At 59.6% G+C, this 26,910-nt stretch carries 19 protein-coding genes; 17 read left to right on the forward strand and 2 right to left on the reverse strand.

Annotated elements, in window-relative coordinates; translation table 11 throughout:
- The first annotated feature begins 276 nt into the window (after positions 1 to 276).
- The gene (locus Q5H33_RS01320; RefSeq protein WP_003809404.1) at positions 277 to 690 is read left to right on the forward strand and encodes a GNAT family N-acetyltransferase; all 414 of its coding nucleotides are present in this window, start codon (positions 277 to 279) and stop codon (positions 688 to 690) included.
- 103 nt (positions 691 to 793) lie between these two features.
- On the opposite strand, the gene Q5H33_RS01325 is transcribed toward Q5H33_RS01320, so the two are convergent.
- A complete protein-coding gene (locus tag Q5H33_RS01325; RefSeq protein ID WP_003809402.1) occupies positions 794 to 1,795 on the reverse strand; it encodes an alpha/beta hydrolase in 1,002 nt (333 codons plus the stop codon).
- 260 nt (positions 1,796 to 2,055) lie between these two features.
- On the opposite strand from Q5H33_RS01325, the gene Q5H33_RS01330 reads away from it, so the two are divergent.
- From Q5H33_RS01330 to Q5H33_RS01340, 3 genes are all read left to right on the forward strand, one after another.
- Positions 2,056 to 2,664 carry a 50S ribosomal protein L25/general stress protein Ctc gene (locus Q5H33_RS01330; RefSeq protein ID WP_033499439.1) on the forward strand — a complete coding sequence of 203 codons (609 nt, stop codon included), beginning with the start codon at positions 2,056 to 2,058 and terminating at the stop codon, positions 2,662 to 2,664.
- A 233-nt stretch (positions 2,665 to 2,897) separates the two neighbouring features.
- Positions 2,898 to 4,025 (forward strand): branched-chain amino acid aminotransferase, encoded by a 1,128-nt coding sequence (locus Q5H33_RS01335; RefSeq protein WP_003809399.1) that lies wholly within the window; start codon positions 2,898 to 2,900, stop codon positions 4,023 to 4,025.
- Positions 4,026 to 4,218: 193 nt separating this feature from the next.
- A complete protein-coding gene (locus Q5H33_RS01340) occupies positions 4,219 to 4,959 on the forward strand; it encodes a trimeric intracellular cation channel family protein (RefSeq protein ID WP_003809397.1) in 741 nt (246 codons plus the stop codon).
- Positions 4,960 to 5,047: 88 nt separating this feature from the next.
- Here the strand turns inward: Q5H33_RS01340 and rpsT are convergent, their stop codons facing one another.
- Positions 5,048 to 5,308: a 30S ribosomal protein S20 gene (gene rpsT / locus Q5H33_RS01345; protein ID WP_003809394.1), complete on the reverse strand. Its 261-nt coding sequence runs from the start codon at positions 5,306 to 5,308 to the stop codon at positions 5,048 to 5,050.
- Between the two features lie 156 nt (positions 5,309 to 5,464).
- Here rpsT and lepA point away from each other — a divergent pair, with 156 nt between their 5' ends.
- The 13 genes from lepA to Q5H33_RS01410 all read left to right on the forward strand — a co-directional run bounded on the left by lepA (position 5,465) and on the right by Q5H33_RS01410 (position 26,897).
- On the forward strand, positions 5,465 to 7,345 hold the full coding sequence (lepA, locus tag Q5H33_RS01350; protein ID WP_021912880.1) for a translation elongation factor 4: 1,881 nt from the start codon (positions 5,465 to 5,467) through the stop codon (positions 7,343 to 7,345).
- Between the two features lie 7 nt (positions 7,346 to 7,352).
- Entirely contained in the window at positions 7,353 to 8,516 is a 1,164-nt protein-coding gene (gene hemW, locus Q5H33_RS01355; RefSeq protein ID WP_217730173.1) for a radical SAM family heme chaperone HemW, read from the forward strand.
- 211 nt (positions 8,517 to 8,727) lie between these two features.
- Positions 8,728 to 13,299 carry a glutamate synthase large subunit gene (gene gltB / locus Q5H33_RS01360; protein ID WP_085382479.1) on the forward strand — a complete coding sequence of 1,524 codons (4,572 nt, stop codon included), beginning with the start codon at positions 8,728 to 8,730 and terminating at the stop codon, positions 13,297 to 13,299.
- Position 13,300: 1 nt separating this feature from the next.
- Complete coding sequence (locus Q5H33_RS01365) at positions 13,301 to 14,848, forward strand: glutamate synthase subunit beta (protein ID WP_035011052.1); 1,548 nt, start codon at positions 13,301 to 13,303, stop codon at positions 14,846 to 14,848.
- A gap of 121 nt (positions 14,849 to 14,969) precedes the next feature.
- Positions 14,970 to 15,431, forward strand: coding sequence for a membrane protein (locus Q5H33_RS01370; RefSeq protein ID WP_033499444.1), 462 nt, complete (start codon positions 14,970 to 14,972; stop codon positions 15,429 to 15,431).
- 247 nt (positions 15,432 to 15,678) lie between these two features.
- Positions 15,679 to 16,923 (forward strand): glycogen synthase, encoded by a 1,245-nt coding sequence (gene glgA / locus Q5H33_RS01375; protein WP_033499445.1) that lies wholly within the window; start codon positions 15,679 to 15,681, stop codon positions 16,921 to 16,923.
- A 136-nt stretch (positions 16,924 to 17,059) separates the two neighbouring features.
- A complete protein-coding gene (locus Q5H33_RS01380; RefSeq protein ID WP_021912874.1) occupies positions 17,060 to 17,911 on the forward strand; it encodes an ABC transporter ATP-binding protein in 852 nt (283 codons plus the stop codon).
- A 163-nt stretch (positions 17,912 to 18,074) separates the two neighbouring features.
- Positions 18,075 to 19,130, forward strand: a complete 1,056-nt coding sequence (locus Q5H33_RS01385) for a tRNA (adenine-N1)-methyltransferase (protein WP_021912873.1) — start codon at positions 18,075 to 18,077, stop codon at positions 19,128 to 19,130.
- 98 nt (positions 19,131 to 19,228) lie between these two features.
- Complete coding sequence (locus tag Q5H33_RS01390; RefSeq protein WP_033499447.1) at positions 19,229 to 19,789, forward strand: histidine phosphatase family protein; 561 nt, start codon at positions 19,229 to 19,231, stop codon at positions 19,787 to 19,789.
- Positions 19,790 to 19,919: 130 nt separating this feature from the next.
- A complete protein-coding gene (locus Q5H33_RS01395) occupies positions 19,920 to 20,324 on the forward strand; it encodes a cupin domain-containing protein (RefSeq protein ID WP_021912871.1) in 405 nt (134 codons plus the stop codon).
- Positions 20,325 to 20,505: 181 nt separating this feature from the next.
- Complete coding sequence (gene metE, locus Q5H33_RS01400; protein ID WP_302422635.1) at positions 20,506 to 22,812, forward strand: 5-methyltetrahydropteroyltriglutamate--homocysteine S-methyltransferase; 2,307 nt, start codon at positions 20,506 to 20,508, stop codon at positions 22,810 to 22,812.
- A 42-nt stretch (positions 22,813 to 22,854) separates the two neighbouring features.
- Positions 22,855 to 23,694 carry a methylenetetrahydrofolate reductase [NAD(P)H] gene (gene metF / locus Q5H33_RS01405; protein WP_011743158.1) on the forward strand — a complete coding sequence of 280 codons (840 nt, stop codon included), beginning with the start codon at positions 22,855 to 22,857 and terminating at the stop codon, positions 23,692 to 23,694.
- Between the two features lie 101 nt (positions 23,695 to 23,795).
- The gene (locus Q5H33_RS01410; RefSeq protein WP_302422637.1) at positions 23,796 to 26,897 is read left to right on the forward strand and encodes a bifunctional [glutamine synthetase] adenylyltransferase/[glutamine synthetase]-adenylyl-L-tyrosine phosphorylase; all 3,102 of its coding nucleotides are present in this window, start codon (positions 23,796 to 23,798) and stop codon (positions 26,895 to 26,897) included.
- The last annotated feature ends 13 nt before the right edge of the window (positions 26,898 to 26,910 follow it).

Below are 26,910 nucleotides of genomic sequence, written 5' to 3' on the forward strand. Positions count from 1 at the left end.
GGGTCATACGTCTTCTTGTATAGGTCGATAGCGCTTCCAGATAGCGTCGTGATCCCTCCGCGTACAGCACGCCAAGCGCGAGGGAGCTTTTTCCTGAGCCTGAGATTCCGGCTATGCCGACCATGCTGTTGAGCGGGATGTCGATGTCGACGTCTTTCAGATTATGTACGTGGGCTCCGCGCACTTCGATACATGAGGGGAGTGGCCGAGACACTTGTGTTTCGTATGCAAAGATAGAAGGAGACGGTTTCATACCGGCAATTCTATGCTTGCCATATGGTTATCACATATACGGATGAAAAGAAATTCACCAAGGAACAGACCCAGCGACTGTTTCTTTCAGTCGGCTGGGTGTCCGGTCAATATCCTGAACGGTTGCATAAGGCGTTGATGGGGTCATCCACCGTATTCAGCGCATGGGATGGCGAACGTCTGGTGGGTCTGGTGCGAGTGCTTGATGACACGGAGATGGTGGCATACATGCACTATGTGCTGGTCGATCCTGAATACCAAGGGCGCGGCATTGCCGGACATCTTGTCGGCATGGTCAAGCAGCGGTACCACGATTACCTGTATATCGAGGTTATGCCTGAGGAAAGCAAGAATGCCACGTTCTATGAGAAGCATGGATTCCATATTATGGAGGATGGCGTCGCCATGCAGATATGCAATCCGGGAGAACGGCACTGACGGAACGGGCATCGGGCATGTCTTGAGAACTTCGGGCGGTGAGGGGCGCCATCTTTCGCCGGAGGCGTTTCCATTACCGCTTATATTTTTTGGGGTTCGGCTGTCAGATCTTGAATGAACGACGGATGAATCCGTATACGGTGTCCCAGTAGCGTTTCGGATCCACGGCGGAGCTTTCCATATGATCGGCGTCCGGAACCAGCAGACGTTCGCGGTCGATGCTGGAGCAGGCGTTGTAGTTCATGTCGAGGAAACGTGGGCTGACCATGCGGTCCTTTCCTCCATGGATGAACAGCATCGGAATGACCGTATGCCGCAATGACGGTATGCAGGACGCTTCGGTGAAATCATAGCCGGCACGGCGCTTGCAGATCAGACCCGCCGCGTCCACACATGCCGAGGCGAGAAGCTTTGGCATGTGGAACATGCCTCGCGCGCTGTCTATGAATTCCATGCGGGCGGAAGTGTATCCGCTTTCGGCGATTGCCGCGATGACATTGCGTGGCAGTTCCGGCGTGCCGGTCGTCATCATCACCGTCGTGGCTCCCATGGATCCTCCGAATAGGAGAATGCGTGCTTGATCGTCGCTATCCACAATCAGCCGTATCCAATCAAGCAGATCATTGCGCTCCAACCATCCCATGCCTACATATCGTCCTTCGCTCAGATCCTGGGCCCGTTGGGATGGTGCGAGGACGGTGAAGCCCATGCGGGCATAGCGGTGTGCCCATTTGGCTTGTTCTTCAGGGGCTCCGGTATAGCCATGCACGCAGATGGCATATATATGCGGCGTCGGGTCGATGCAATCCGGATCGAAGAGCCAGCCATGCAGCTTAAGCCCATCGCGGCTGGTGATGGATACCGGCTGTTTCGTTTCGGAAAACCATTGCTCGGCCTCTTTGGCCTCGCCTTGGTTCATCTTTCCCTCGCGATCCGGAGCGATCAGCGCCTGATGGAAAATGGAATGCTTCCACTGCGTGTCGATGGCAAAGCGGAACAGCATATGTGCTGACGCCGCGAGCAATCCCGTCGCTGCGACGGTCGTGACGCCAGTCGCGAGCTGAATGTTGCGGATGAGCGCGGAATGGTCATGCGTCGTTGCCATTTTCTGATTCCTTACCACTGGTTGGTGCTTGTCTGACTACGATTGTACGTGGGTTTGCGCATAGTCCGCGTTTTATGCACCTTGCTACTCTGATTGCAGGGAAATGTCAGCGCACCATGTATACTAGATAACTGTTGTCTTGGCGAGGGAGGTTCCGCCTCCGTTATCGACTTGGCGTATGATATGAAACTCCTTGGGTTTTTTATGCGGCTCGTCGGTGCGCCGAAACATAAGAACGATGTATCAAGGAGATATTGATTATGGCTACCACCATCACTCTTGAAGGTGCTGCTCGTACCGAGTTCGGCAAGGGTGCTGCCCGCCGCATGCGCGTCGCGAACCTCATCCCGGCCACCGTTTACGCCGGCGGCGAGGATCCGACCTTCGTGCAGCTGCCGATGAAGGAGACCACTCTGGCTCTGCGTCACACCAACGCCCTGTTCACCATCAAGTATGGTGACGAGACCAAGATGGCCGTCGTCAAGGACGTCCAGCGCAACCCGGTGAAGCGCATCGTCGAGCACGTCGATTTCTACGAGGTCAAGGCCGGCGAGAAGATCGACGTCGAGGTGCCGGTGTTCGTCGAAGGCACCCCGAAGGGCGCTGCTGTCGCATTCGTCGACATCCAGGAGCTCAAGGTCCGCGCCGATGTCGCCAACCTGCCGGAGAAGATCGTGGTCAACGTTGATGGCCTGACCGATGGTTCCAAGGTCTTCGCCAAGGACGTCGTGCTGCCGGAAGGCGTCGTACTCGATGTCGAGGATCCGGAAGAATCCGTCGTCACCGTCGAGGTGCCGGAAGATGCCGCACCGGTTGAGGCCGCTCCGGCTGCTGACGCCGCTGCCGCTCCGGCTGCTGACGCTGAGTGAGCCGTATCGTTGTCTATACTGGCTGCTCCACAAGCATGAGGTAGCCGGTGAGGAAGGGGTCCGTATGGGCCCCTTCCTGCTTTATGAGGATCGTTATCTCATATCGCGAACGCCGGTTATCGAAAGCGTTTATGGTGTGAGAGAGTACATACCAGAACCCGGCGCCACAAGCGCCGGAGACCAATAACCGCTGGCCGCCTTTGGGTGGCTGATGCAACTAGAAGAAGTAAAGAATGACTGAACAGAATCATCACGATCCGGCGGAGCTTGACAAGCTCGCCGAGAAGTTCACCGTGCTCCCGAACGACAACCCGGCATCCGACGCCAAGCGTGCCGAACTCATCGACAAGCCGGCTTTCGGTCAGGTCTTCTCCGACAACATGGCCCACATGACCTGGACCAAGGGTGAAGGCTGGTCGGACCGCCGCATCGAGCCGTACGCGCCGCTGAAGATGGACCCGGGCGCATCTGTTCTGCATTACGCCCAGGAATGCTTCGAAGGTCTGAAGGCCTATCGTCACGCCGACGGCTCCACTTGGCTGTTCCGTCCGGATGCGAACGCCGAGCGTTTCCAGAACTCCGCCAAGCGTCTGTACCTGCCGGAGCTGCCGATCGACGACTTCATCGGCTCTGTCGCCGCCCTCGTCAAGCGCGATGTGAACTGGGTTCCGTCCCGTCGCGAATACACGCTGTACATGCGTCCGTTCATGTTCGCTTCCGAGCCGTTCCTTGGCGTGCGCGCTCCGCAGGAAGTGGATTATTGCGTGATCGCCTCCCCGTCCGGACCGTACTTCCCGGGCGGCGTGAAGCCGGTCAGCATCTGGGTTGAAGACAAGTGGTTCCGCACCGGCCCTGGCGGCACTGGTTTCGCCAAGTGCGGTGGCAACTACGCCGCATCCCTGCTTGGTGAGTACACCGGCATCGACCACGGCTGCCAGCAGGTGTGCTTCGTCGACGCCGCCACCAAGACCTACCTTGAGGAGCTTGGCGGCATGAACATGATGGTCGTGCACAAGGACGGCCACGTGGAAACCCCGTCCCTGACCGGCAACATCCTGCCGGGCGTGACCCGCCGCTCCCTGATCCAGCTCATCCAGGACAACGGCCACGACGTGGTCGAGACCATGATCGCTCTGGACCAGCTGCTTGAGGACATCAAGTCCGGCGAAGTCACCGAGGTGTTCGCCTGCGGTACCGCCGCCATCATCACCCCGATCGGTCGCTTCAAGTCCGAGAAGTTCGATGTGACCGTCGCCGACGGCGGTTCCGGCGAGTTCACCCTCGCACTGCGCAACCAGCTGCTCGGCATCCAGCTTGGCGAGATCGAAGACCCACACAACTGGATGTGGAAGGTCTGCTGATTTTCCCGTTAGCGATTATTAGCTGACATATAGCTGTAATGGCCGCCGGAGGGTGGCGCGTGCTTCAGGCCAATTCACATGGTCTGGCAATGTACGTGCCGCCCTCCGGCTCTTTTATTGCAGCTCTTGCCCCATATTGTGCTATTTTTAACAGCTGGTTGGAAAAGAAATATGTGAGGGAAGGGGAGTGGCCATGGAAGTGGCGCTGGAAAGCAACGGCTTCTTCATAGGTATCGAATATCTGGCGACCTTCTGCTGCGGCATGGTCGGCGGGCTCGCCGCCGTACGCAAAGGCTATGATATTTTTGCGATTCTCGTCACCACATGGCTCACCGCATTGGGTGGTGGCATCATTCGTGATGTGCTGCTCGGAGCGCTTCCTCCCGCAGGCGTCTCCGACAAAGGGCTGGTGATCACCGCACTGCTCGCAGCTGTGGCCGTAGCCATCATTTATCCCGAAGTCGACAAGCTCAAATGGTCCATGCTGTCATTGGACGCGCTGGCATTGGGTCTTTACGCCGTCAACGGCACATCCAAAGCCATGATGTACCACATGTCCGGCACCACGGCAGTGTTCCTGGGCATGTTCACGGCACTTGGCGGCGGACTCATCCGTGACATGCTCATCAACGAGGTGCCCATGGTGATCCGCGACAAGCATTGGTACGCGGTGCCTTCAGCCGTTGGATGCGTATTGACGGTACTCGTATGTAAAGGAGTGAACGAGGGAATCGTCAGTTTTCCCGCCGAAGTCTTGCTTGATGTGCTGATTGTGGTGCTGATGGTGGCCATGCGGCTTATCTCCGTGTTTTTCGACATTCAATTGCCGGGGGCTTTGGCCAGGCATAACACCTACCTGCCGAGCGAAGCCAAATATCTCAAACGTCCGGTCATCCATCCCGATCGGAATGATGACGATATCAAGCGTAAGTGAGCATTTTCAACAGAGTACGAAATGTAAAAAAGAAGAAGCCCCGCAGGTTTTCCTGCGGGGCTTCTTACAAGCTGTGAGTTACGAAAACTCAGAGAGCGTTGATGGCCACAGCGAGACCGGACTTGCGGTTGGCAGCCTGGTTCTTGTGGATCACGCCAGCGCCGGCGGCCTTGTCGAGCTTCTGGGCTGCGACCTTGTAGGCGGCTTCGGCGGCGGCCTTATCGCCAGCGGCGATGGCTTCGCGGGTGGCGCGAACGGCAGTCTTCAGGCTGGACTTCACGGCCACGTTACGCTTGTGCGCCTTCTCGTTGGTGAGAACGCGCTTCTTCTGCGACTTGATGTTTGCCACTATTTCTCCAAACGACGTTTGCTATAAGGACATACAAACGATGATGATAACATGGCACGCGGATAAATCGCCAATGCGTATAAGAGTGTCGCGGAAGGACATGCCGACACTACCAGTTAGAATCGTTTGCGTCGAATATTTCCAGAGGAGGATGGCGTGGGCCAACAGCATAATCAGCCCGGGTACACCGATCAGTCGTTGATCCGCAACTTTTGCATCATCGCGCATATCGATCACGGCAAATCAACGGTGGCGGACCGTATTCTGCAGTTGAGTGGCATCGTGCCGGAGCGCGAGATGCGCGATCGCTTCCTCGACCGCATGGATATCGAGCAGGAACGCGGCATCACCATCAAATCGCAGGCCGTGCGCGTGCCGTGGACGGTTGACGGCACCGAATACACACTCGGCATGATTGATACCCCCGGCCATGTGGACTTCACATACGAGGTGTCCCGAGCGTTGGCCGCATGCGAGGGTGCGGTGCTGCTTGTCGACGCCACGCAGGGCATTGAAGCGCAGACGCTGTCCAACCTGTATATGGCCATCGACCATGATCTGGCCATTATCCCCGTGCTCAACAAAATCGACCTGCCCAGCGCCGAACCCGACAAGCATGCCGAGGAAATCGCCGGCCTGATTGGTTGTGACCCGTCCGACGTGTTGCGCGTCTCCGGCAAAACCGGAGAAGGCGTCGCCGAACTGCTCGACCGTATCGTCGCCGAAGTGCCCGCGCCGGCGGGCAACCCGGACGCGCCTGCCCGCGCGCTCATTTTCGACTCCGTATACGACTCCTATCGTGGCATCGTCACTTACATTCGTATGGTCGACGGTGAACTGAAATCGCGCGAGAAACTGCACATGATGGGTATCGGCATGACGCATGACCCCATCGAAATCGGCGTGATCAGCCCCGACATGATGCCCACCAAGGCGCTTGGCGCAGGAGAGGTCGGCTATGTGATCACCGGAGCGAAGGACGTCAGCCAGTCCAAGGTGGGCGACACCATCACCTCCGCCATAAATCCGGCTACCGAGCCGCTCGAAGGCTACCGTGATCCGCAACCAATGGTCTACGCCGGCCTGTTCCCAATCGACAACGCGCAATATCCGGAACTGCGCGAGGCGCTTGACAAGCTCAAGCTCAACGACGCGGCCCTCATCTACGAACCGGAAACCTCCGTGGCGTTGGGCTTCGGCTTCCGTTGCGGCTTCCTGGGCTTACTGCACATGGAGATCGTCACCGAACGTTTGAGCCGCGAATTCGACCTTGACCTGATCTCCACCGCGCCGAACGTGCCGTACGAGGTCACCGCGGAAGACAATTCCGTGCATCGCGTCACCAATCCGAGCGAATTCCCCGAAGGCAAGATCAAGAAGATCGTCGAACCGATGGTTGCCGCCGACATCATCACGCCGAAGGATTTCATCGGTGCGGTGATGGACCTGTGCCAAGACCACCGTGGCCAGATGGGCACCATGGAATACATTTCCGCCGACCGTGTGGAAATGCATTACCGTATTCCACTCGCCGAAATCGTCTTCGACTTCTTCGACCAGCTGAAGAGCCGTACCAAGGGGTATGCGTCGCTCGACTACCACGAGGATGGCGAACAGTCCGCCGATCTGGTGAAGGTCGACATCCTTATTCAAGGCGAGAAAGTCGATGCGTTCAGCGCCATCGTGCACCGTGACAAGGCGTACAGCTATGGCGTGATGATGACCAAGAAGCTGCGTGAGCTCATTCCGCGCCAGCAGTTCGAGATTCCCATCCAGGCTGCCATCGGTTCTCGAATCATCGCACGCGAAACCATCCGCGCCCTGCGTAAGGACGTGCTCGCCAAGTGTTACGGCGGCGACATCTCCCGTAAGCGTAAGCTGCTCGAAAAGCAGAAGGCCGGCAAGAAGCGTATGAAGATGCTCGGCCATGTGGAAGTGCCGCAGGAGGCGTTCATCGCGGCCCTGTCCACCGGCGGAGCGGGCAACGACCGCGACACCAAGGACAAGATTCGCGCCGCGCAGAAGTCCGAAGGTTGAGCCTTTCGTGACGTTCGAAATCTACATTCATGTTCCGTTTTGCTTACGTCGCTGCGGCTATTGCGACTTCAACACCTACACGGCCGTGGACATGGGCGCGGGCGCGTCACGCGGCAACTACGCGAACATGGTTATCCGCGAAATGGCGATTGTCCGCGATTGGCAGACAACGCACGGTATCAACGAGCCGAAGGTGGCAACCGTCTTCTTCGGCGGCGGTACGCCGACCACACTCAAGGCAAGCGATTTGGTCGCCATGCTGGATGCGGTACGCGCCACATGGGGCATCGCCGATGACGCGGAAATCACCACCGAAGCGAATCCCGACACGGTGAATGCCGACTATGTGAAAGAACTCGCAGACGGCGGTTTCAATCGTATTTCCTTCGGCATGCAATCCGCGGTACCGCATGTGCTTGCAACGCTCGACCGTACGCATACGCCGGAAAACGTCGCTGCCGGAATCGCAGCGGCCAATGCAGCAGGCATGCGTTCCAGCGTCGATCTGATCTACGGCGCGCCGGGGGAGAGCCTTGACGATTGGCGCACATCCGTCCGCACCGCCATCGATTTGGGCGTCAACCATATTTCCGCATATGCGCTCACCATCGCGCCGAATACGAAAATGGGACGACAGATCGCGGCGGGCACGTTGTCGAGACCGGACGATGACGACGAAGCGAACAAATACGAAATCGCCGACACGATGTTCACCGAAGCCGGCCTCGAATGGTATGAGATTAGCAATTGGGCTCGTCCTGGATACGAGTCGCAACACAACCTTGGCTATTGGAGGAACGTCGATTGGGCCGGTCTCGGTCCCGGTGCGCATTCGCATTATGGCGATTGCGAAGACGGCAAAGGATTGCGCTCCTGGGATATCGCGCATCCGCGATTGTGGGGCACCGCCATCAATGAGGGCAATGTGCCATGGGCCGGCAGTGAACGCATCACTGCCGCCGAGGACATCGAAGAGACCATCATGTTGGGCCTGCGCATTCGTGAAGGACTCGACACCAGACAATTCAGCCACTTGATTCCTGAACAAAAATGGATTGAGCTTGAACACGACGGGCTGATCACAATGCTTGATGGCCGCGCCATACCCACTTTGCGAGGCCGACTGCTCAACGACACCATCATCACGGAGCTGTTGGAAACACTGGACTGACCGGGTTAATGAGCATAAGTGAAGTGCGTGCGCATGAGCATGACATGCGAAGTATGCGTTCATGGGCTAAATCCTCTGCGAGGCATTGACAAAAATAGCCATTCGTTATATGGACACGTGCAACGTTGCTGACATACTGGCGCGGTATTCTAAACCACGCATTAAAGAACCGCAAGACTTTTCTTGCCCAAAAACATTGAAGGTGGTTTCGGTGACTTTCCACGCCCCGTTAGATCTGACGATCCATGATTCCCAAGGTATGTACGATCCTGGAGCCGAGCATGATGCTTGCGGCGTGGGTATGGTCACCACCCTCAACAAGCGTCCGGAACGCAAGATCGTCGATGACGCCATCGAGGTGCTGGTCAATCTGAACCATCGTGGCGCCGTGGGCGCCGAGGAGAACACGGGCGACGGCGCAGGCATTCTCATGAGTATGCCCGACGAATTCATGCGTGCCACGGCCGGTGTGGAGCTTCCTGAAGAAGGTCATTACGCCGCGGGCATCGCCTTCTTGGATCGCGACATCGCCACTTCCGGCCAGCAGGAGCAGGCCATTTCCAAGATCGTGCGCGAAGAGGGCCTCGAAGTGCTCGCATGGCGCGTCGTACCCACCAATCCGGACGGACTCGGCCTGCAGGCCCTGGCCAGCATGCCGGCGTTCAAGACGCTGATCGTGGCCGATCCGGAAGGCAAGCTCGGTGGCATCGAACTCGACCGCAAGACCTTCCGCATCCGTAAGCGCGTGGAACACGAGGTAGGCATCTACTTCGCGTCCCTGTCCGCCCGCACCATCACCTACAAGGGCATGCTCACCACCATGCAGCTCAAGCCCTTCTTCCTTGACCTGTCCGACGAACGCATGAAGGCGAAAATCGCCATCGTCCATTCCCGCTTCTCCACCAACACGTTCCCAAGCTGGCCGCTGGCACAGCCGTTCCGCCAGCTGGCGCACAACGGCGAGATCAACACCATCCAAGGCAACCGCAACTGGCTGTCCGCACGTGAAGGCCGACTGAGTTCCGAACTGCTCGGCGAATTCAAGCCGCTGCTGCCGATCGCCACCCCCGGCTATTCCGATTCCGGCACTTTCGACGAATGCCTCGAACTGCTGCACCTCGCCGGCCGTTCCATGCCGCACGCCATCTCCATGATGCTGCCGCCGGCATGGGAGAACAACGACCAGCTCGATCCGGACGTCAAGGCTTTCTACGAATACAACAACACGCTGATCGAACCATGGGATGGCCCGGCGCATATCATCTTCACCGACGGCACCCAGGTTGGTGCTCTGCTTGACCGTAACGGCTTCCGCCCGGGACGTTGGCAGGTCACCGACAATGGTTATGTCGTACTCGCGTCCGAAACCGGTGTGCTGCCGGAAGTCGCCGAGGAGCATATCGTCACCAAGGGCCGTCTGGAACCGGGCAAGATGTTCCTCGTCGACACCGACGAGGGTCGCATCATCCCCGACGAGGAAATCAAGAAGACTCTTGCCAGCCAGCACCCCTACCGCAAGTGGGTGGAAGGCAACTCCGTGGAATTGAGTCAGCTGCCCAAGCGCGAGCACGTCAACCACTCCGGTCAGTCCGTGCAGCGTCGTCAGCGCGCCTTCGGCTACACCGAGGAAGATCTGAAGCTGCTGCTCGCCCCAATGGCCAACACCGGCAAGGAGCCGCTCGGCTCCATGGGCAACGATACGCCGCTCGCCGCGCTGTCCAAGCACAGCCGCATGCTGTTCGATTACTTCACCCAGAAGTTCGCGCAAGTCACCAACCCGCCGCTCGACTGGGAACGTGAGAAGATCGTGACCAGCCTCGAATCCGCCATCGGTCCCGAGCCGAACCTGCTGGCCGATTCCGAACTGCACGCCAAGAAGATCCTCATCCCGCTGCCGGTGCTCAACTCCGACGAGATGGCACAGCTCAAGCGCCTCGACCGCGCCAAGATTCTCGGTGGCTATTACAAGCCATTCATCGTCAAGGGCCTTTACCAGGTGGCCGGCGGCGGACAGGCACTGAAGGACCGTCTTGACGAGATCTTCCAGGAGATCGACGAGGCGATTGAGAACGGCGCCAACTTCCTGGTGCTGTCCGACCGCGATTCCAACTATGCGTGGGGTCCGATTCCATCGTTGCTGCTCACTTCCGCAGTGCAGCACCATCTGCTGCGCCGCCACACGCGTACGCAGATCTCCATGGTGGTCGAAGCCGGCGATGTGCGCGAAATCCACCATGTGGCACTGCTGATCGCCTATGGCGCTGCCGCGGTGAACCCGTATCTGGCATTCGAATCCGTCGAAGACCTCTCCCGCAAGGGCTACCTCAAGGTCGACGCGGAAACCGCCGTGAAGAACCTGACCCGCGCACTGTCCACCGGCGTGCTCAAGATCATGGCCAAGATGGGTGTCTCCACCATCATGAGCTACCGTGGCGCGCAGCTGTTCGAAGCGGTCGGTCTCAACAAGGACGTCATCGACGAGTACTTCACCGGCACCACGTCCCGTGTGGGCGGCGTCGGCCTCGACGAGCTCGCCGAGGAAGTCGCCAGCCGCCATCGCGTGGCCTATCCGACCCAATGGACCGCCCGCCCGCACCGCAACCTGCGTACCGGCGGCGACTACAAGTGGCGTCGTACCGGCGAGGACCATCTGAACGATCCGGAAGCCATCTTCCTGCTGCAGCAGTCCACCCAGCGCGGCGACTACAACCTGTTCAAGAAGTACTCGAACCACATCAACGACACCTCCAACCGTCTGATGACGCTGCGTGGCCTGATGAAGTTCAAGTCCACCCGCAAGCCGATCGACATTTCCGAAGTCGAGCCGGCCAGCGAAATCGTCAAGCGTTTCTCCACCGGCGCCATGAGCTACGGCTCCATCTCCCAGGAGGCGCATGAGACGCTCGCCATCGCCATGAACACGATCGGCGCACGCTCCAACTCCGGTGAAGGCGGCGAATCCGAGGATCGTATCAACGATCCGCTGCGCTACAGCAAGATCAAGCAGATCGCTTCGGCACGCTTCGGTGTGACCAGCGACTATCTGGTGCATGCCACCGACCTGCAGATCAAGCTCGCCCAAGGCGCGAAGCCGGGCGAGGGCGGCCACCTGCCGGGAGCCAAGGTTCCGCCGTGGATCGCCAAGGTACGTCACGCCACCCCGGGCGTGGAGCTCATCTCCCCACCGCCGCACCACGACATCTACTCCATCGAGGATCTGAAGCAGCTGATCAACGATGCGAAGATGGCCAATCCGAAGGCCCGCATCCACGTCAAGCTCGTCTCCGAATTCGGCGTCGGCACCATCGCTGCCGGCGTGGCCAAGTGCCATGCCGATGTGGTGCTGATTTCCGGCTATGACGGCGGCACCGGCGCGGCTCCGCTCAACGCCATCAAGCATGCCGGCACCCCGTGGGAGATCGGCCTGTCCGAAACCCAGCAAACGCTGGTTCTGAACGGCCTGCGTTCCCGCATCACCGTGCAGTGCGACGGCGAGCTCAAGACCGGTCGCGACGTGGTGATCGCCGCGCTGCTTGGCGCCGAGGAATTCGGCTTCGCCACCGCCGCGCTGATCGTCGAAGGCTGCGTCATGATGCGCGCCTGCCAGAAGAACACCTGCCCGCAGGGCATCGCCACCCAGGATCCGGAGCTCCGCGCACGCTTCAAGGGCAAGCCGGAACATGTCGTCAACTTCTTCATGTTCATCGCCGAGGAAGTCCGCGAACTGCTCGCGCAGCTCGGCTTCCGCACGCTGGAAGAGGCCGTCGGCCATGTCGAATGCCTCGACCAGGACGAAGCCATCAAGCGTTGGAAATCCGACGGCATCGACCTGAGCAACGTGCTCATGCAGCCGGGCCCGGTTCCGGGAACCATCCTGCACAAGACGATCGATCAGAACCACGAGCTCGACAAGGCGCTCGACAACAAGCTCATCGAGCTTGCCCAGCCCGCCCTTGACAAGAAGGAGCCCGTGCGTATCGAAATGCCGATCCGCAACGTGTACCGTACGCTCGGCACCATGCTCGGCTATGAGATCACCAAGCGCTACGGCGAGGAAGGTCTGCCGGACGGCACCATCGACATGACGTTCCATGGTGCCGGCGGCCAGTCCATCGGCGCGTTCATTCCGCGTGGCGAAACCATCCGCGTCTACGGCGAAGTCAACGACTACGCGGGCAAGGGCCTGTCCGGCGGCCGCATGGTGGTCCGTCCAGAGGACGGCATCACCTTCGATCCGCACGAGAACGTGATCGCAGGCAATGTCACCGGCTTCGGCGCGACTTCCGGCCAAATGTTCGTGGCCGGCCGCGCAGGCGAACGTTTCGCCGTACGTAACGGCGGCGCCACCTTCGTGGTGGAAGGCGTGGGCGACCACGGCTGCGAATACATGACCGGCGGTACGGTCGTGATTCTCGGCTCCACCGGCCGTAACCTCGGCGCGGGCTTCTCCGGCGGCAACGTGTACGTGCTCGACCTCGACATGAAGCAGGTCAACCCGGCGGCCGCCACCAACGGCGCGCTGCTGTTCGAGCCGCTTGACGCCGATGCCGACAAGCTGGTGCATGGTCTCGTCAAGCAGCATGCCGAAGAGACCGGCTCCGCCTTCGCGAAGGCCCTGCTTGACGACTGGGAAAACAGCGCCAAGCGATTCACCCACATCGTTCCGAAGCACTTCCTCGCCATGCAGAAGGCGATGAAGGAAGCCGAGGAGAAGAACATCGATTTCAATACGCCCGGCGTCTGGGAACAGGTGTACGAGCAGGTTATGGAAGGAGCGCGCTGACATGGGAGATCCTCGTGGATTCCTGAAGGTCCGTACCCGTCGCGAACTGGCCGAACGCCCCGTTGAAGAGCGAATCAAGGACTGGTTCGACGTTCACACCGAATCCGGCCTGCAGTCCTGGACCACCGAGCAGGCGGCCCGCTGCATGGATTGCGGAACCCCGTTCTGCATGAGCGGATGCCCGCTCGGCAACATCATTCCGGAGTTCAACGATCTGGTCCGTCAGGAGAAGTGGGAGGACGCGTACAACCGTCTGTCCGAAACCAACAACTTCCCCGAAGTGACCGGTCGCATCTGCCCGGCATTGTGCGAAGCCGCCTGCGTGCTTGGCATCCATCAGCCGGCCACGATGATTCAGAACGACGAACGCACCATCATCGATCAGGCATGGAGCCTTGACTACGTCAAGCCTCTGCCGCCGCAGCGTCTGACCGACCAGACCGTTGCCGTGGTCGGTTCCGGCCCATCCGGTCTCGCCTGCGCCCAGCAGCTCACCCGTGCCGGCCACACCGTGGTCGTATACGAGCGTGATGACGCCATCGGTGGTCTGATGCGTTACGGCATTCCGAACTTCAAACTCGACAAGCGCCTCATCGACCGCCGAGTCGAGCAGATGGAAGCCGAAGGCACCGTGTTCCGCACCGGCGTGGAAATCGGCAAGGACATCTCCTGGGATGACCTGCGTTCCCGCTACGACGCAGTGGTGGTTGCCATCGGCTCCACCGTGCCGCGTGACATGAAGATTCCAGGCCGCGGGCTCAAGGGTATCCATTTCGCCATGGAGTTCCTGCCGGACGCCACACGTCGCGTGTACGGTGTCAAGCCGGTCAACGACATCACCGCCGAAGGCAAGCATGTGGTGATCATCGGCGGCGGCGACACCGGTTCCGACTGCCTCGGCACATCCCTGCGCCAAGGCGCTAAGGACGTCACCGTGCTGCAGATCATGCCGCAGGAACCGAAGGAGCGTCCGGCCAACCAGCCATGGCCGACCTTCGCCCGCCTGTACAAGGAAACCTCCTCCATGGAGGAAGGTTTCGAAACGCAGCGCGCCGAATACGTGTACAACACCGACTCGGTCAACTTCGAGGGCTCCGATGAGGACAAGGCCAAGGTGAAGGTGGAGAACTCCACCGCCACCGAAGGCTTCGTCGCCGACGAGAACGGACATGTCACCGGTCTAAAGGTCGTCAACGTCGCTCCAGGAGAGAACGGGCCGTTCACCCGCCAGCCAGGCACCGAACGAGTGATTCCCGCCGATCTGGTGCTCATCTCCGTGGGCTTCCTGCACCCTGACACCACCACGCTGGTGGATCAGCTGCCGGTCGACCTTGACGGTCGAGGCAATGTGGCGCGTAACGACAAGTTCGCCACCTCCCAGGACGGCGTCTTCGCCTGCGGCGATGCCGGACGTGGCCAGAGCCTCGTCGTGTGGGCCATCTCCGAAGGTCGCTCCTGCGCGGCCGCGGTCGACGAGTACCTTACCGGCTCCACCGAACTGCCGGCACCGATCGTCGCTTCCAAGCGTCCGATGATGCTGCCGCGATAAACAACACTGTTGTAAGGGTATGAACGAGGTAGCCCGGCTCGCGAATAGTGAGCCGGGCTACCTGTTTTTCACCCAAAATGCGGTAAAGTAATCCCAGCACCATGCAACAAAGGAGTGACTAATGCCAAATCGCGCAGAACGACGTGCCCAAGCCAAGCGCAATCGCAGGGGAGTGCCACAGCAATACGACCAAACCCAAGGCCGCGCACGTTCCGGCATGTTGGACGAGTATCAGCTGCAGGAAAAGTCACGTCGTCTGCAGGACGGCACTGATGGGCCATGGAAGCCGAGTGCCAGTACGATCACGGAAACGGAAAACGTGCTGAACACCAATCCTGATTACAAGAATCCGAAGATGTTCAAGGCACCCCATTCCGTCCGCCAATGGTTCCGTGTGGCCAGCTGGGTGCTGATTGCGCTGTCGGCCATCGCCTTCCTCGTGGTCATGTGGCTGCCGTCGCATCCGATGTGGCTCATCTCCACAGTCGCCATCGTCTTCGCAGTCGGTGTGCTGAGCCTGTTCTTCACGGCCGGCAACCCGAAGCACAATCCGAATCTCGACCAAAACGGAACAGCCGTCTGATCACAAAAACGATGGAAAGCGGTGAGACAACCAGAAGCATTTGTCTCACCGCTTTTTCTATCGGATTTTAGGTATGCGCTACTTGACTTCGACTAACCGTAAAGGGTATGCGAGAATGCTGTTTCATCGTTTTTCAGAAAAAGAATGGAACTTTCTGAAAAACGATGAAAACAATAAGTGTTTTTCGTGTCTGATGTTTTACAGTAGAACAGGAAACGCTGGAAGACTCGAGGAGGAGATTACAGACATGAAGGTTGACATTCTATCGCGTGAATACCCGCCCAAGGTGTATGGCGGCGCGGGGGTGCATGCCGAAGAGCTTTCCAAGGTGCTGGCGGAACGTGTCGATGTGACGGTCCGCGCATTCGACGGGCCGCGCGCGGCCGCCGACATTCCCGCGATTCCCGGAACCGACCCGAAAGGGTCGCTCACGGTCGTCGGCTACGACGTGCCGAAGGAGCTTGAGGATGCGAACGGTGCGTTGAAGACGTTTGGCGTCGATTTGCAAATCGCCAACGACGTTGATGCCGACATCATCCATGCGCATACATGGTACGCATGCCTTGCCGGCTATCTCGCCAAAATGCTGCATGACACCCCATTGGTCATCACCGCGCACTCGCTTGAACCGTTCCGTCCATGGAAACGTGAGCAGTTGGGCGGCGGCTACAATCTGAGCTCCTGGGCTGAGAAAGACGCCTACGAGCATGCCGACCGCGTGATCGCCGTATCCGCGGGCATGCGTGAGGATATCCTCACCGCCTATCCGAACCTTGACCCGGACAAGGTGGTCGTAGTGCACAACGGCATCACCATGAGCCAGTTTGAAACCCCGGCGGATGACGATCCGGGCTGGAAGGTGTTCGAACGTTACAACATCGACCGCAGCAAACCGACCTTGCTGTTCGTCGGACGCATCACCCGTCAAAAGGGTCTGCCGTACCTGCTTCAGGCACTGCACTTCGTGGACCCGAACATCCAGGTCGTTCTGTGCGCCGGCGCTCCCGACACGCCGGAAATCATGGAAGAGGTCAAGACCGCCTTCGCCAAGCTCGACGAGGAACGCGGCAACATCATCTGGATTGAGGAGATGCTGCCGAAGCCGGAACTCAACGCACTCGAACATGGCTGTGACGCATTCATCTGCCCATCCATCTACGAGCCGCTCGGCATCGTGAATCTGGAAGCCATGGCATGCGGTCTGCCGGTGGTCGCCTCTGCGACCGGTGGCATTCCGGAAGTCGTCGTCGACGGCGAGACCGGATATCTGGTGCCGGTCGACCAACTGCATGACGGCACTGGCACCCCCACCAACCCTGACAAATTCGTGCACGATATGGCCGACGCCATCAACCGCATCATGGCTGACCCTGAAAAGGCGAAGCGGATGGGACAGGCCGGTTACGAGCGTGCCCGCGACCACTTCAGCTGGGAGTCCATCGCAGACAAGACCGTCAAAGTCTACGAGGACGTGCTTGCCGAACGGAAGTAGAACCGAACCTGTCTGATCGCGGATAACCGATCCGGCTGATCGATAGCCAGAATATTCCTGAAATGCCTCCTGCCGACGCACTATGCTGGCAGGAGGCATCATCGCATCCAAGTGGTTTGTGAAAATGGAGGGGACCATGAACGAACAGAGCATCGCGTTGAAACTGGACGATGTGGAATTCCGTCGCCGCAGGCGCGTAATTCTCACCAAAGTTAATCTGGAAGTCAAAAAAGGCGAGAAATGGGTGCTGTTCGGTCCCAACGGCATCGGCAAATCCACGTTGGTGCAGATGATGAGCACCCGTGGATTCCCATCCGAAGGCACAGTCGACATTCTTGGAAACCGTCTGGGCAAAGTGAACGTGTTCTCCTACCGCAACCGCATCGGTTTGAGCTCGGCCGAACTCGGACGTGCGTTCCCACCGCAGGAAGATCCTCTTGACGCCATCGTGACGGCGCTGACCGCAACCACCGGCCGTTGGCGCGACACCTATACTGACGAGGATTACGCCAAAGCCCGCTCATTGATGCGTGAATTCGGCATCGAATACCTGGAAGGCAAGATGATGTTCAAGCTTTCCGAAGGCGAACGCACTCGCGTGCTTATCTGCCGTGCGTTGATGGCGGATCCCGATTTGCTGATTCTTGACGAGCCGACCACGGGTCTTGATTTGGGTGGGCGTGAGATTGCTTTGCGTGCGTTGAGTCGTGTTGGTGCGGAGCAGTCTGACCGCGCCGTGATTCTGGTGACGCACCGTCTTGAGGAGATTCCGCAAGGCTTCGACCATGTGGCGATCATGGGACGTATCACCGGCAACGAGGCGGACGCGTATGCGGATAATGTGGCCGGCAACGATCCGGCGCCGGGCACTATCGTGTATACGGGTGATTTGGAGCATGGTTTTACTTCTGAACGGTTGAGCCAGGTGTTTGGTTTGGATTTGAAGGTCACGCATGCGAATGGTCGTTGGAACGCGTACGCGGTGTGATGTTGACGTCGCCGTCACATTGCCGTCGCTTCGTGCCGTCTGCCGGTATGACGGCGGATACGGTAGCATAGGTTCGTTGCTGTCCGTGGAATAATGCGGTCTGCAATCGTAAGCCATAGTCGTGAAATCGTATACTGAACGAACGTACGAAGGAGCGTGAACCATGCGTCGAGGGCCGCTTGCCGCCGGTGAAAAAGTGCAGTTTACGGACCGCAGGTCGAATAAAATCACCGATCAGCTGGTGCCGGGTGGTGTGACGCAGACTTCGCATGGCATCATCCTGCATGATGATGTGATTGGCCAGACGGAAGGATCCGTTGTCGTGACGGTGAGTGCGAAACGTGAGGCTCAGGTCAACCAGACGCATCCGGAACGCGACGCGAACAAGCCGTGGAAGGGGACGCGTGCCATCGGTGGTTGGGAGTTCGCCGTCATGCGTCCGCGCTTGGCTGACTATGTGCTGTCCATGCCGCGTGGCGCGCAGATCATGTATCCGAAGGACATCGCGCAGGTCATTCAGCTCGGTGATATTCGTTCCGGTATGAACGTGCTGGAATCCGGAGCCGGTTCGGGCGCGATGAGCATCAATCTGCTGGATGCCGTGGGGGAGGGCGGAAGCCTCACCACCATCGAGATGCGTTCGGAATTCGCGCGCGTCGCCGAAGCCAACGCGACGGTTTACTTTGGCGAACGTCCCGCATGGTGGGATTTGAGGACCGGCGATTTCGATTCGGTCGCGGCTGGTTTGCCGGAACACTCCTTCGACCGCATCATGCTTGACATGCTTGACCCGTGGAACCGTCTTGAACAGGCGTATCGCGTGATCGCGCCTGGCGGCGTGCTCGTCGCGTACGTCACCACCACCACGCAGTTGAGCCGTCTTGCCGAAGCGTTGCGCGAGGCCGGTTGCTGGACCGAGCCGGACATTCAGGAGACTTTGGAACGTAATTGGAAGGCGCAAGGACTGGCCATCCGTCCCGATCACCAGATGATTGGACACACCGGTTTCCTCATGGTTTCTCGCGCGATGGCTCCGGGCTTCCAGGCGTTGCGTAAACGCGACCGTGCCACGAAGGACACGACGACCGACATCGATTCGTTGACGCTCGAGGAGCGTGCCGAACAGCTTGAGGATCTGGAATTGCGTGACATTTCCGATCGCAAGCTGCGCAAGGTGCTGCGTGACCTCGACGCGCAGGTCGAAGCCATAAAGGAGTAGATTTAGAGCGTTTCATGCCATGTCCCAGCGGAAAATCTGAGACAATGGACATTAGACATTTGAAATGCGGCGCTGGAACCGGATCGGAGCGTGCGATTATGGGAACGAGCCTGAAGAAGGTCGCCAAAAAGACCAAGGAATACAAGTATGTGCTGCTGGCGATGCGCCACGCCAAAACCGAGCCGTTCGGCGGCAACGGCAGCGACGTGGGACGTGAGCTCACCGACAAAGGACGTAAGCAGGCCAAAACCGTGGCCAAAGGATTGGCGGCGTTCAAAATGGTGCCCACTCGCATCGCATGCTCCAGCGCCACCCGCGCCCGTCAGACCTGCGATCGCATGCTCAAGGTGTTCGGCGACGATCCGAAAGTCGACTACCGGCAAAGCCTGTACGAAGGCGGCGTGCAATCCGTGTTCGACGAGCTCGCGCAAACCAAGGAAAAGCATCGCACGCTGCTCGTGCTTGGCCACGAACCGACCATTTCGATCGCCTGCCAATGGCTGGCCAGCACCGAATCCGATCCGACGTTGCTTGACCTGCTGAATCTCGGCATGTCCCCGGCCTCGATCGCCGTATTCGGCTCGAACGAGCCATTCAACCAGTGGCAGCTGCACAGCGGCGAACTCATCGCGCTGCTTACCGCCAAAGACTTCGAGTAGGGCTTGCGTGTTCCGGGCTGATTCGGAACGATGAGCATTCCGCAGAGTGCTGTGATTTGACTTCAAGCGGCTTCAAGGTTGTATGGTGCTTTCTGAACCGATGTTCAGAATGATGGATAGGAAAGCCCATATGAACAATCCCAGTGCGTTCCCTCTTGGGGAACCAAATGACGGTTTCGCCCAGTATTTCGACGGACAGAGCTGGCTTGCGCCGGTACTTGACGCGCCTGAAGTGTCAATCCACAATGTGACGTTCGAACCTGGATGCCGGAACCACTGGCATATCCACCATCACGCGGCCCAGATTCTCATTGCGGTCGGAGGGCGTGGCTACTACCAGCTTGAGGGCGAAGAGCCGAAGGAGCTTGAACCGGGACAGGCCGTCCGTATTCCGCCGGATGTTAAGCATTGGCACGGCGCCGCCCCTCACGAAGCTTTCAGCCATTTGGCGTTCATGATTGCGGATGGCACGGGCGACGCGACGAATGAATGGCTGGAACCCGTGGACCCCGACGCATACGGGACATTGCGTTAAATCCGCTTGCCGGGCTGTTCTGCATTATTGATCCATAAACATAAATGTGTGAATATAGACGGCATACGGACTGCGTTATAAGGACAGTTTATAGCGACACTCAAATTTTCTTGATGTCTTATAGCTGGCGGTTTTGTGATAGCTTGAGCGGGTTGCATTGTTCATATCAGATGGAGGATTCATGTCCGCTCTTACTTCCGTCTCCGGTTTCCCGCGCATCGGCCAGAACCGTGAGCTGAAGAAAATCATCGAAGCGTATTGGAAGGGCAACGCCACCCTCGACGAGATGCGTGCCACCGCCAAGGAACTGCGCGCCAAGCATTGGAAGCTGCAGCAGGCCGCCGGCATCGACCTGATTCCGAGCAACGACTTCAGCTATTACGACCAGATGCTCGACACTGCCATCCTGCTCAACGTCATTCCGCAGCGCTACCAGCGTCTCGCCTTCGAGAACCCGGAAGAGACCCTCTTCGCAATGGGCCGCGGCTATCAGGGCGAGAAGGGCGACGTGACCGCCCTGCCGATGAAGAAGTGGTTCACCACCAACTACCACTACCTCGTGCCGGAAATCGACTCCGCCACCGACATCAAGCTCAACAGCACCAAGCCGTTCGACGAATTCAACGAGGCGAAGGCGCTCGGCATCGCCACCAAGCCGGTGCTCATCGGCCCGTACACCTTCCTCAAGCTCGCCCGCAATCCGCAGGCCGAGGAGCTCGACTACGACAAGGGCCTCGTCAACGCGGTCGCCGCGGTGTACGCCGAAGTCGTCGCCAAGTTCGCCGAACTGGGCGCGCAGTGGATCCAGATCGACGAACCGTACCTCGTGCTCGACAAGGAGCCGGGCGATGTCGAACTGTTCAAGAGCCTGTACGCCAAGATCCTGCCCGCCCGCGAAGGCAAGGTCAAGGTGCTGCTCAACACCTACTTCGGACATATCGCCGACGTGTACGAAACCGTCAACCTGCTCGGCTTCGACGGCATCGGCCTGGACCTGAACGAAGGCAAGGACGAAAACCTCGCCGCCGTCGAAAAGTACGGCGTGGCAGAAAAAACCACCATCTTCGCCGGCGTGATCAACGGCCGCAACATCTGGCGCAACAACTACGCCGTGAGCCTCGGCCTGGTCGACGCGCTGAAGCAGGTCACCGCCAACGTGGCCGTCTCCACCGCCAGCTCCCTGCTGCACGTGCCGTTCAGCACCGAAGGCGAGGACGGTCTCGCCGACGACGTGCGCAAGCACTTCGCCTTCGCAGTCCAGAAGCTCGACGAACTGCACGAAGTCGCCGTGCTTGCCGACGCTTCCGACGACGAGAAGAAGGCATCCGCCGAACTCGCAGCCAACCAGGCGCTGTTCGACGGCACCCGCGTCGCCGCCGATCCTGCGGTCGCCAAGCGAATCGCAAGCCTTACCGACGCCGACTTCGTACGTCAGCCGGCACGTGCCGAACGCCAGAAGGAGCAGCGTGAGGCGCTGAACCTGCCGCTGCTGCCCACTACCACCATCGGCTCCTTCCCGCAAACCAAGGAAGTGCGCGCCGAACGCGCCAAGCTGCGCAAGGGCGAGATCACCAAGGCCGAATACGACGAATTCATGAAGGACCAGATCGACGCCTGCATCAAGCATCAGGAGGAAATCGGCCTCGACGTGCTCGTCCACGGCGAATTCGAACGCAACGACATGGTCGAATACTTCGGCCAGAACCTCAACGGCTTCCTGTTCACCAAGAACGCGTGGGTGCAGTCCTACGGCACACGTTGCGTCAAGCCTCCGATCGTGTGGGGCGACGTATCCCGCGCCAACCCGATCACCGTGGAATGGAGCGCCTACGCGCAGTCCCGCACCGACCATGTGATGAAGGGCATGCTCACCGGTCCGGTCACCATCCTCAACTGGTCCTGGCCGCGCGAGGACATCACCCACGAGCAGCAGACCCAGCAGCTCGCGCTCGCCATCCGCGACGAAGTGCTCGATTTGGAGAAGGCCGGCATCAAGGTCATCCAGATCGACGAGGCCGCACTGCGCGAGAAGCTGCCGCTGAGGAAGACCGACTGGCACAAGAAGTACCTCGACTGGGCCATTCCGGCGTTCCGTCTGGTGCATTCCGCCGTCAAGCCGACCACGCAGATCCACACGCACATGTGCTATTCGGAGTTCAACGACATCATCAAGGACATCGACGCGATGGACGCCGACGTGATCTCCTTCGAAGCCTCCCGTGGCGACCTTGTGGTGCTCGACGCCATCCACGACGCCAACTTCGAAACCGAAGCCGGCCCGGGCGTGTACGACATCCACTCTCCGCGCATTCCGTCCGAACAGGAGATCAAGGACCGCATCTACGAGATCCTGAAGAAGATGGACGTCGAAAAGGTGTGGATCAACCCGGACTGCGGCCTGAAGACCCGTGGCAACGCCGAAACCTGGCCGAGCCTGGAGAACCTCGTCGCCGCGGCCAAGGCCGTGCGCGCCAAACTCGCCAAGTAAGGCCGGCATAGGCATAAACAGGCAAGATTTCCAAGGAATCACATGCATTCGCCAATCTTCTCGCTGGAGGTGTTCCCTCCCAAGCGCACCAGCCCTGTAGGTACCATCTACGATACGTTGGATGGCCTGCAGGGGCTGGACCCCGACTTCATCTCCGTCACCTACGGCACCGGCAAATCGTCCGACCGCACGCTGACCGCACGCATCGCGCATACGGTGAACGAATACGGCATTCCGGCCGTGGCGCACCTGACCGCGCAATACCTTGACAAAGACGACGTGGACGAGGCGCTCGACCTGTTCGACCAAGCCAAAGTCTCCGGCGTGCTCGCTTTGCGAGGCGACCGTGTGGAAGGAGCCGAACCGGCGGGAGTGTTCGACCATGCGAGCGATCTGGCGGCCTACATCCGCGAGAAGCGTCCGGATCTCAAGATCTACGGCGCCTGCTATCCGGAAAAGCACCCGCAGGCGGCCACGCTTGAGGAGGATATCGACAATCTCAAGAAGAAGGTCGACGCGGGCGTAAGCCACCTCATCTCCCAGCTGTTCTACGACAACGAGGATTTCCTTCGATTCGTGGACAAGGCTCGTGCCGCCGGCATCGACGTTCCGATCGAAGCCGGCATCATGCCGGTGATGAACGCGAAGTCGGTGCTGCGCATGTCGAAGATGTGCGAATCGCGTGTTCCTGAAAAACTTGCCGTCCTGCTTGACAAGTGGGGGAGCGACACCGCGCTGCTTAAAGAGGCGGGTATCGCCTACGCGTCCGAACAGATCTGCGACTTGGCGGCACGCGGCGTCGACGGCGTGCACCTGTACACGATGAACCATCCATGCGTCAGCCGGCGCATCTGGTCCAACGTCAAACCATTCTTCGTCTGATTCCGGACGATGCAACAAACACGAAAGGGATGGTTTCCGGCAGCTGTCGGAAACCATCCCTTTCGCCATACTTACGGATATAAACGATTACTATGGGAACCATGGCTTCTTCTACGCATCAGTTTGGGGTGCTCGATCTGATTCGGGCGGGATTGCAGGATCTGGACACGGCACGCACGCTGCTTGACGAGTTGCGCGCCGACGGCATCGACGACGACCGGCTATGCCTGCTGATGAAAACATTGGAACAGACCTGCGAGCCCGACATCGCGCTACGCAACCTCGTCGACATCATCAAAGCGTTGCAAAGCCAAGGCCGCGACTTCCACCAGGTCATCACCGACGACGCCGGACTCGTACGACTCGTCACCGTGCTCGGCGTGTCCGACGAAATGGGCAAGCTCATGCGCTTCCGCCCCGAACTCGTCATGGCCGCAGCCAGCGACTCATGCGAAAGCCATCTGTACAACCACGCGCAACGCCGCGCGCATGTCCTCGAAGCGGTCGGTGCCGACCCGGCCGACAATCGCATGCCAAAAGCCACGAAACCACTCGCCGAAGCGGCAACCGCGCTACGACAGACCTACAGAAAACAGCTCGCCGCCATCATGGCGCAGGACGCCACCGCGGACGACCCAATCGAAATACAACCGAGAATCAGCCAGGAACTGTCCGATCTTGCCGACGCGGCCCTGGAAGGCGCGCTCGCCATCGCCCGCAACGAAGTGGACGGCAGCGAACACGTGCGCTTCGCCATCATCGGCATGGGCAAGCTCGGCGCACGCGAACTCAACTACGTATCCGACGTGGACCTCATCTACGTGGTGGAACCGGCGGACGCGGACACCAACGGCATGACCCTCAACCGTGTCGGCACCAAAATGGCCGCCACCCTGCAGCGCGTATGCCAATCCGTCATCATGGGCGTCGCCGAACCTACATTGTGGCAGATCGATGGCGGACTGCGCCCCGAAGGCAAGGACGGCCCGCTCGTACGCAAGCTCGAATCGCATAAGGCGTATTACGAGCAATGGGCGGAGAACTGGGAATTCCAAGCCCTGCTCAAGGCGCGCCCCGTCGCCGGAGATCCCGACCTTGGCCAAGCTTATATGGACATGACCCGACCGTTCGTATGGACCGCCTCCAAACGCGACAACTTCGTCTACGACTGCCAGCAGATGCGCAAACGAGTCGAAGACCTCATCCCCGCGCCCCTGAAGGACCGTGAAATCAAACTCGGCCGCGGAGGCCTACGAGACGTGGAATTCACCGTGCAGATGCTCCAACTCGTCCACGGCCGCGCCGACGAGACCCTGCGCACCAGCTCCACCCTCGAATCGCTGCAACGCCTCGCCGAAGGCGGATACGTCTCACGCAGACAAGCCAAGAAGCTCTCCTGGGACTACCGCTTCGAACGCGTCATGGAACACCGCCAGCAAATGTGGGCGCTCAAACGCACCCACCTGTTCCCGGACCTCGGCAAAGCCAGTCTCGGCGGCATCGAACGCAAACGCGACACCAACGACGACGAACTCAACCACAACCTCGAACTGCGCAGACTCGCCCGGGCCTTCCACATGCACCCCGAGGAACTCGTCGACAAATACGACGAAACCCGACGTGAAGTGCGCCACCTGCACATGGACATCTACTACCGGCCCATGCTGCCCATCAACGCCGGCCTCGACGACGAACAAGTGGAACTGTCCGCCAACGCCATGCAGGAACGCTTCGCCTCCATCGGATTCGCCGACCCCGACGCCGCCATGCGCCACGTCACCGCACTGACCGCCGGCATCTCCCGTGCCGCGAAAATCAACCGCATCCTCCTGCCCGCCGCCCTCCAATGGCTCGGCGAAGGGCAGAACCCCGACATGGGACTGCTCAACTGGCGCAAACTCGAAGAACACTTTGGCACGGACAGCGAATACCTCGGCTTCCTGCGCGACTCGCCGTCCGCCGCGCAACGCCTGTGCCACATCCTGTCCAATTCGCGGTTCCTGGGCGACGCGCTCAACAAATCCGTCGAATCCGTCACCTGGCTCGGCAGCGACAACGACCTGCAGCCACGCTCACGCGAAAGCCTCGACGTGCAGACACACGCCTCACTCGAACGCAACGCAGGCAGCATCAACGACTTCGCCAACTCCATCCGCGCCATGCGACGCCACGAAATCGAACGCATCGGACTAGGGTGGATGAGCGGCGTCATCGACGACAAGGCGTCGCTCGCAGGTATGACCGACGTATACGACGCGGCCATCGACGCATCGCTCACCTGGGCCATCCGCCACCAAACGCAGGAAATGGGACTCGACGAAGCGCCGGCGGCAATCGCCGTCATCGGCATGGGACGCTACGGCGGCAGGGAAGTGAACTTCAGCTCCGACGCCGACGTCATCATCATCTACCGGCCGTCCGATAACGCCGACGACAACCAAGCCAACCTCTTCGCACGCAAAGTGCAGGAAGACCTCCGCGCCATCCTGCAAGGACCGACCACGCTCGAACCCAAAATCGAACTCGACATGGACCTGCGGCCCGAAGGCAAAAACGGACCCCTCGTGCGCTCCTACGCGTCCTGCGAGGAATACTACCGTTCCTGGGCGAGCACATGGGAGCACCAGGCGCTCCTGCGTGCGCGTTACGCGGCAGGCGACGCGGCGCTCGCCGAGGATTTCCTGATGAACGTCGCCGACCCGCTGCGCTATCCGAAGATCGATTTGACGGAGGCGCAGGTCGCCGAAATACGCAAGCTCAAGGCGCGTATGGAAGCCGAGCGATTGCCGCGCGGCGTGCGTAGGGACCGTCACCTGAAGCTGGGCAAAGGTGGTCTGTCCGACGTGGAATGGACGATTCAGCTGCTGCAGTTGCAGCATGCCGGCGACAACGCGAACCTGCGAGTCAACGGCACGATGCAGGCGTTGGACGAGTTGGAGCGGCGCAAGCTGGTTTCCGCCGGCGACGCCGTCGTATTGCGACGCGCATGGTGGATGTGCACGGCCGCGCGCAACGGCAGCTACCTGTGGAGCGGGCGCGTCAACCAGGCGGATATCCTGCCGGATGACACGTATTCGCTGGGAGGACTCGCCGTCTATCTCGGATACGACGCGAATCGCGGACAGCATTTCGAAAACGATCTGCTTGCCGTAATGCGCAAGGCGCGCGACGTGACGGAACGTCTGTTCTACGGCCTTTCATGAAACGATTCGAGCG

It is taken from the genome of uncultured Bifidobacterium sp. (assembly GCF_959020145.1).
Lineage (GTDB): Bacteria > Actinomycetota > Actinomycetes > Actinomycetales > Bifidobacteriaceae > Bifidobacterium.

What these genes read in the sequence shown, in the direction of transcription:
- Q5H33_RS01320 (WP_003809404.1), top strand. Translation starts at nt 277, where the DNA reads ATGGTTATCACATATACGGATGAAAAGAAATTCACCAAGGAACAGACC.
- Q5H33_RS01325 (WP_003809402.1), bottom strand. Translation starts at nt 1,795, where the DNA reads ATGGCAACGACGCATGACCATTCCGCGCTCATCCGCAACATTCAGCTC.
- Q5H33_RS01330 (WP_033499439.1), top strand. Translation starts at nt 2,056, where the DNA reads ATGGCTACCACCATCACTCTTGAAGGTGCTGCTCGTACCGAGTTCGGC.
- Q5H33_RS01335 (WP_003809399.1), top strand. Translation starts at nt 2,898, where the DNA reads ATGACTGAACAGAATCATCACGATCCGGCGGAGCTTGACAAGCTCGCC.
- Q5H33_RS01340 (WP_003809397.1), top strand. Translation starts at nt 4,219, where the DNA reads ATGGAAGTGGCGCTGGAAAGCAACGGCTTCTTCATAGGTATCGAATAT.
- Q5H33_RS01365 (WP_035011052.1), top strand. Translation starts at nt 13,301, where the DNA reads ATGGGAGATCCTCGTGGATTCCTGAAGGTCCGTACCCGTCGCGAACTG.
- Q5H33_RS01370 (WP_033499444.1), top strand. Translation starts at nt 14,970, where the DNA reads ATGCCAAATCGCGCAGAACGACGTGCCCAAGCCAAGCGCAATCGCAGG.
- glgA (WP_033499445.1), top strand. Translation starts at nt 15,679, where the DNA reads ATGAAGGTTGACATTCTATCGCGTGAATACCCGCCCAAGGTGTATGGC.
- Q5H33_RS01380 (WP_021912874.1), top strand. Translation starts at nt 17,060, where the DNA reads ATGAACGAACAGAGCATCGCGTTGAAACTGGACGATGTGGAATTCCGT.
- Q5H33_RS01385 (WP_021912873.1), top strand. Translation starts at nt 18,075, where the DNA reads ATGCGTCGAGGGCCGCTTGCCGCCGGTGAAAAAGTGCAGTTTACGGAC.
- Q5H33_RS01390 (WP_033499447.1), top strand. Translation starts at nt 19,229, where the DNA reads ATGGGAACGAGCCTGAAGAAGGTCGCCAAAAAGACCAAGGAATACAAG.
- Q5H33_RS01395 (WP_021912871.1), top strand. Translation starts at nt 19,920, where the DNA reads ATGAACAATCCCAGTGCGTTCCCTCTTGGGGAACCAAATGACGGTTTC.
- metE (WP_302422635.1), top strand. Translation starts at nt 20,506, where the DNA reads ATGTCCGCTCTTACTTCCGTCTCCGGTTTCCCGCGCATCGGCCAGAAC.
- metF (WP_011743158.1), top strand. Translation starts at nt 22,855, where the DNA reads ATGCATTCGCCAATCTTCTCGCTGGAGGTGTTCCCTCCCAAGCGCACC.
- Q5H33_RS01410 (WP_302422637.1), top strand. Translation starts at nt 23,796, where the DNA reads ATGGCTTCTTCTACGCATCAGTTTGGGGTGCTCGATCTGATTCGGGCG.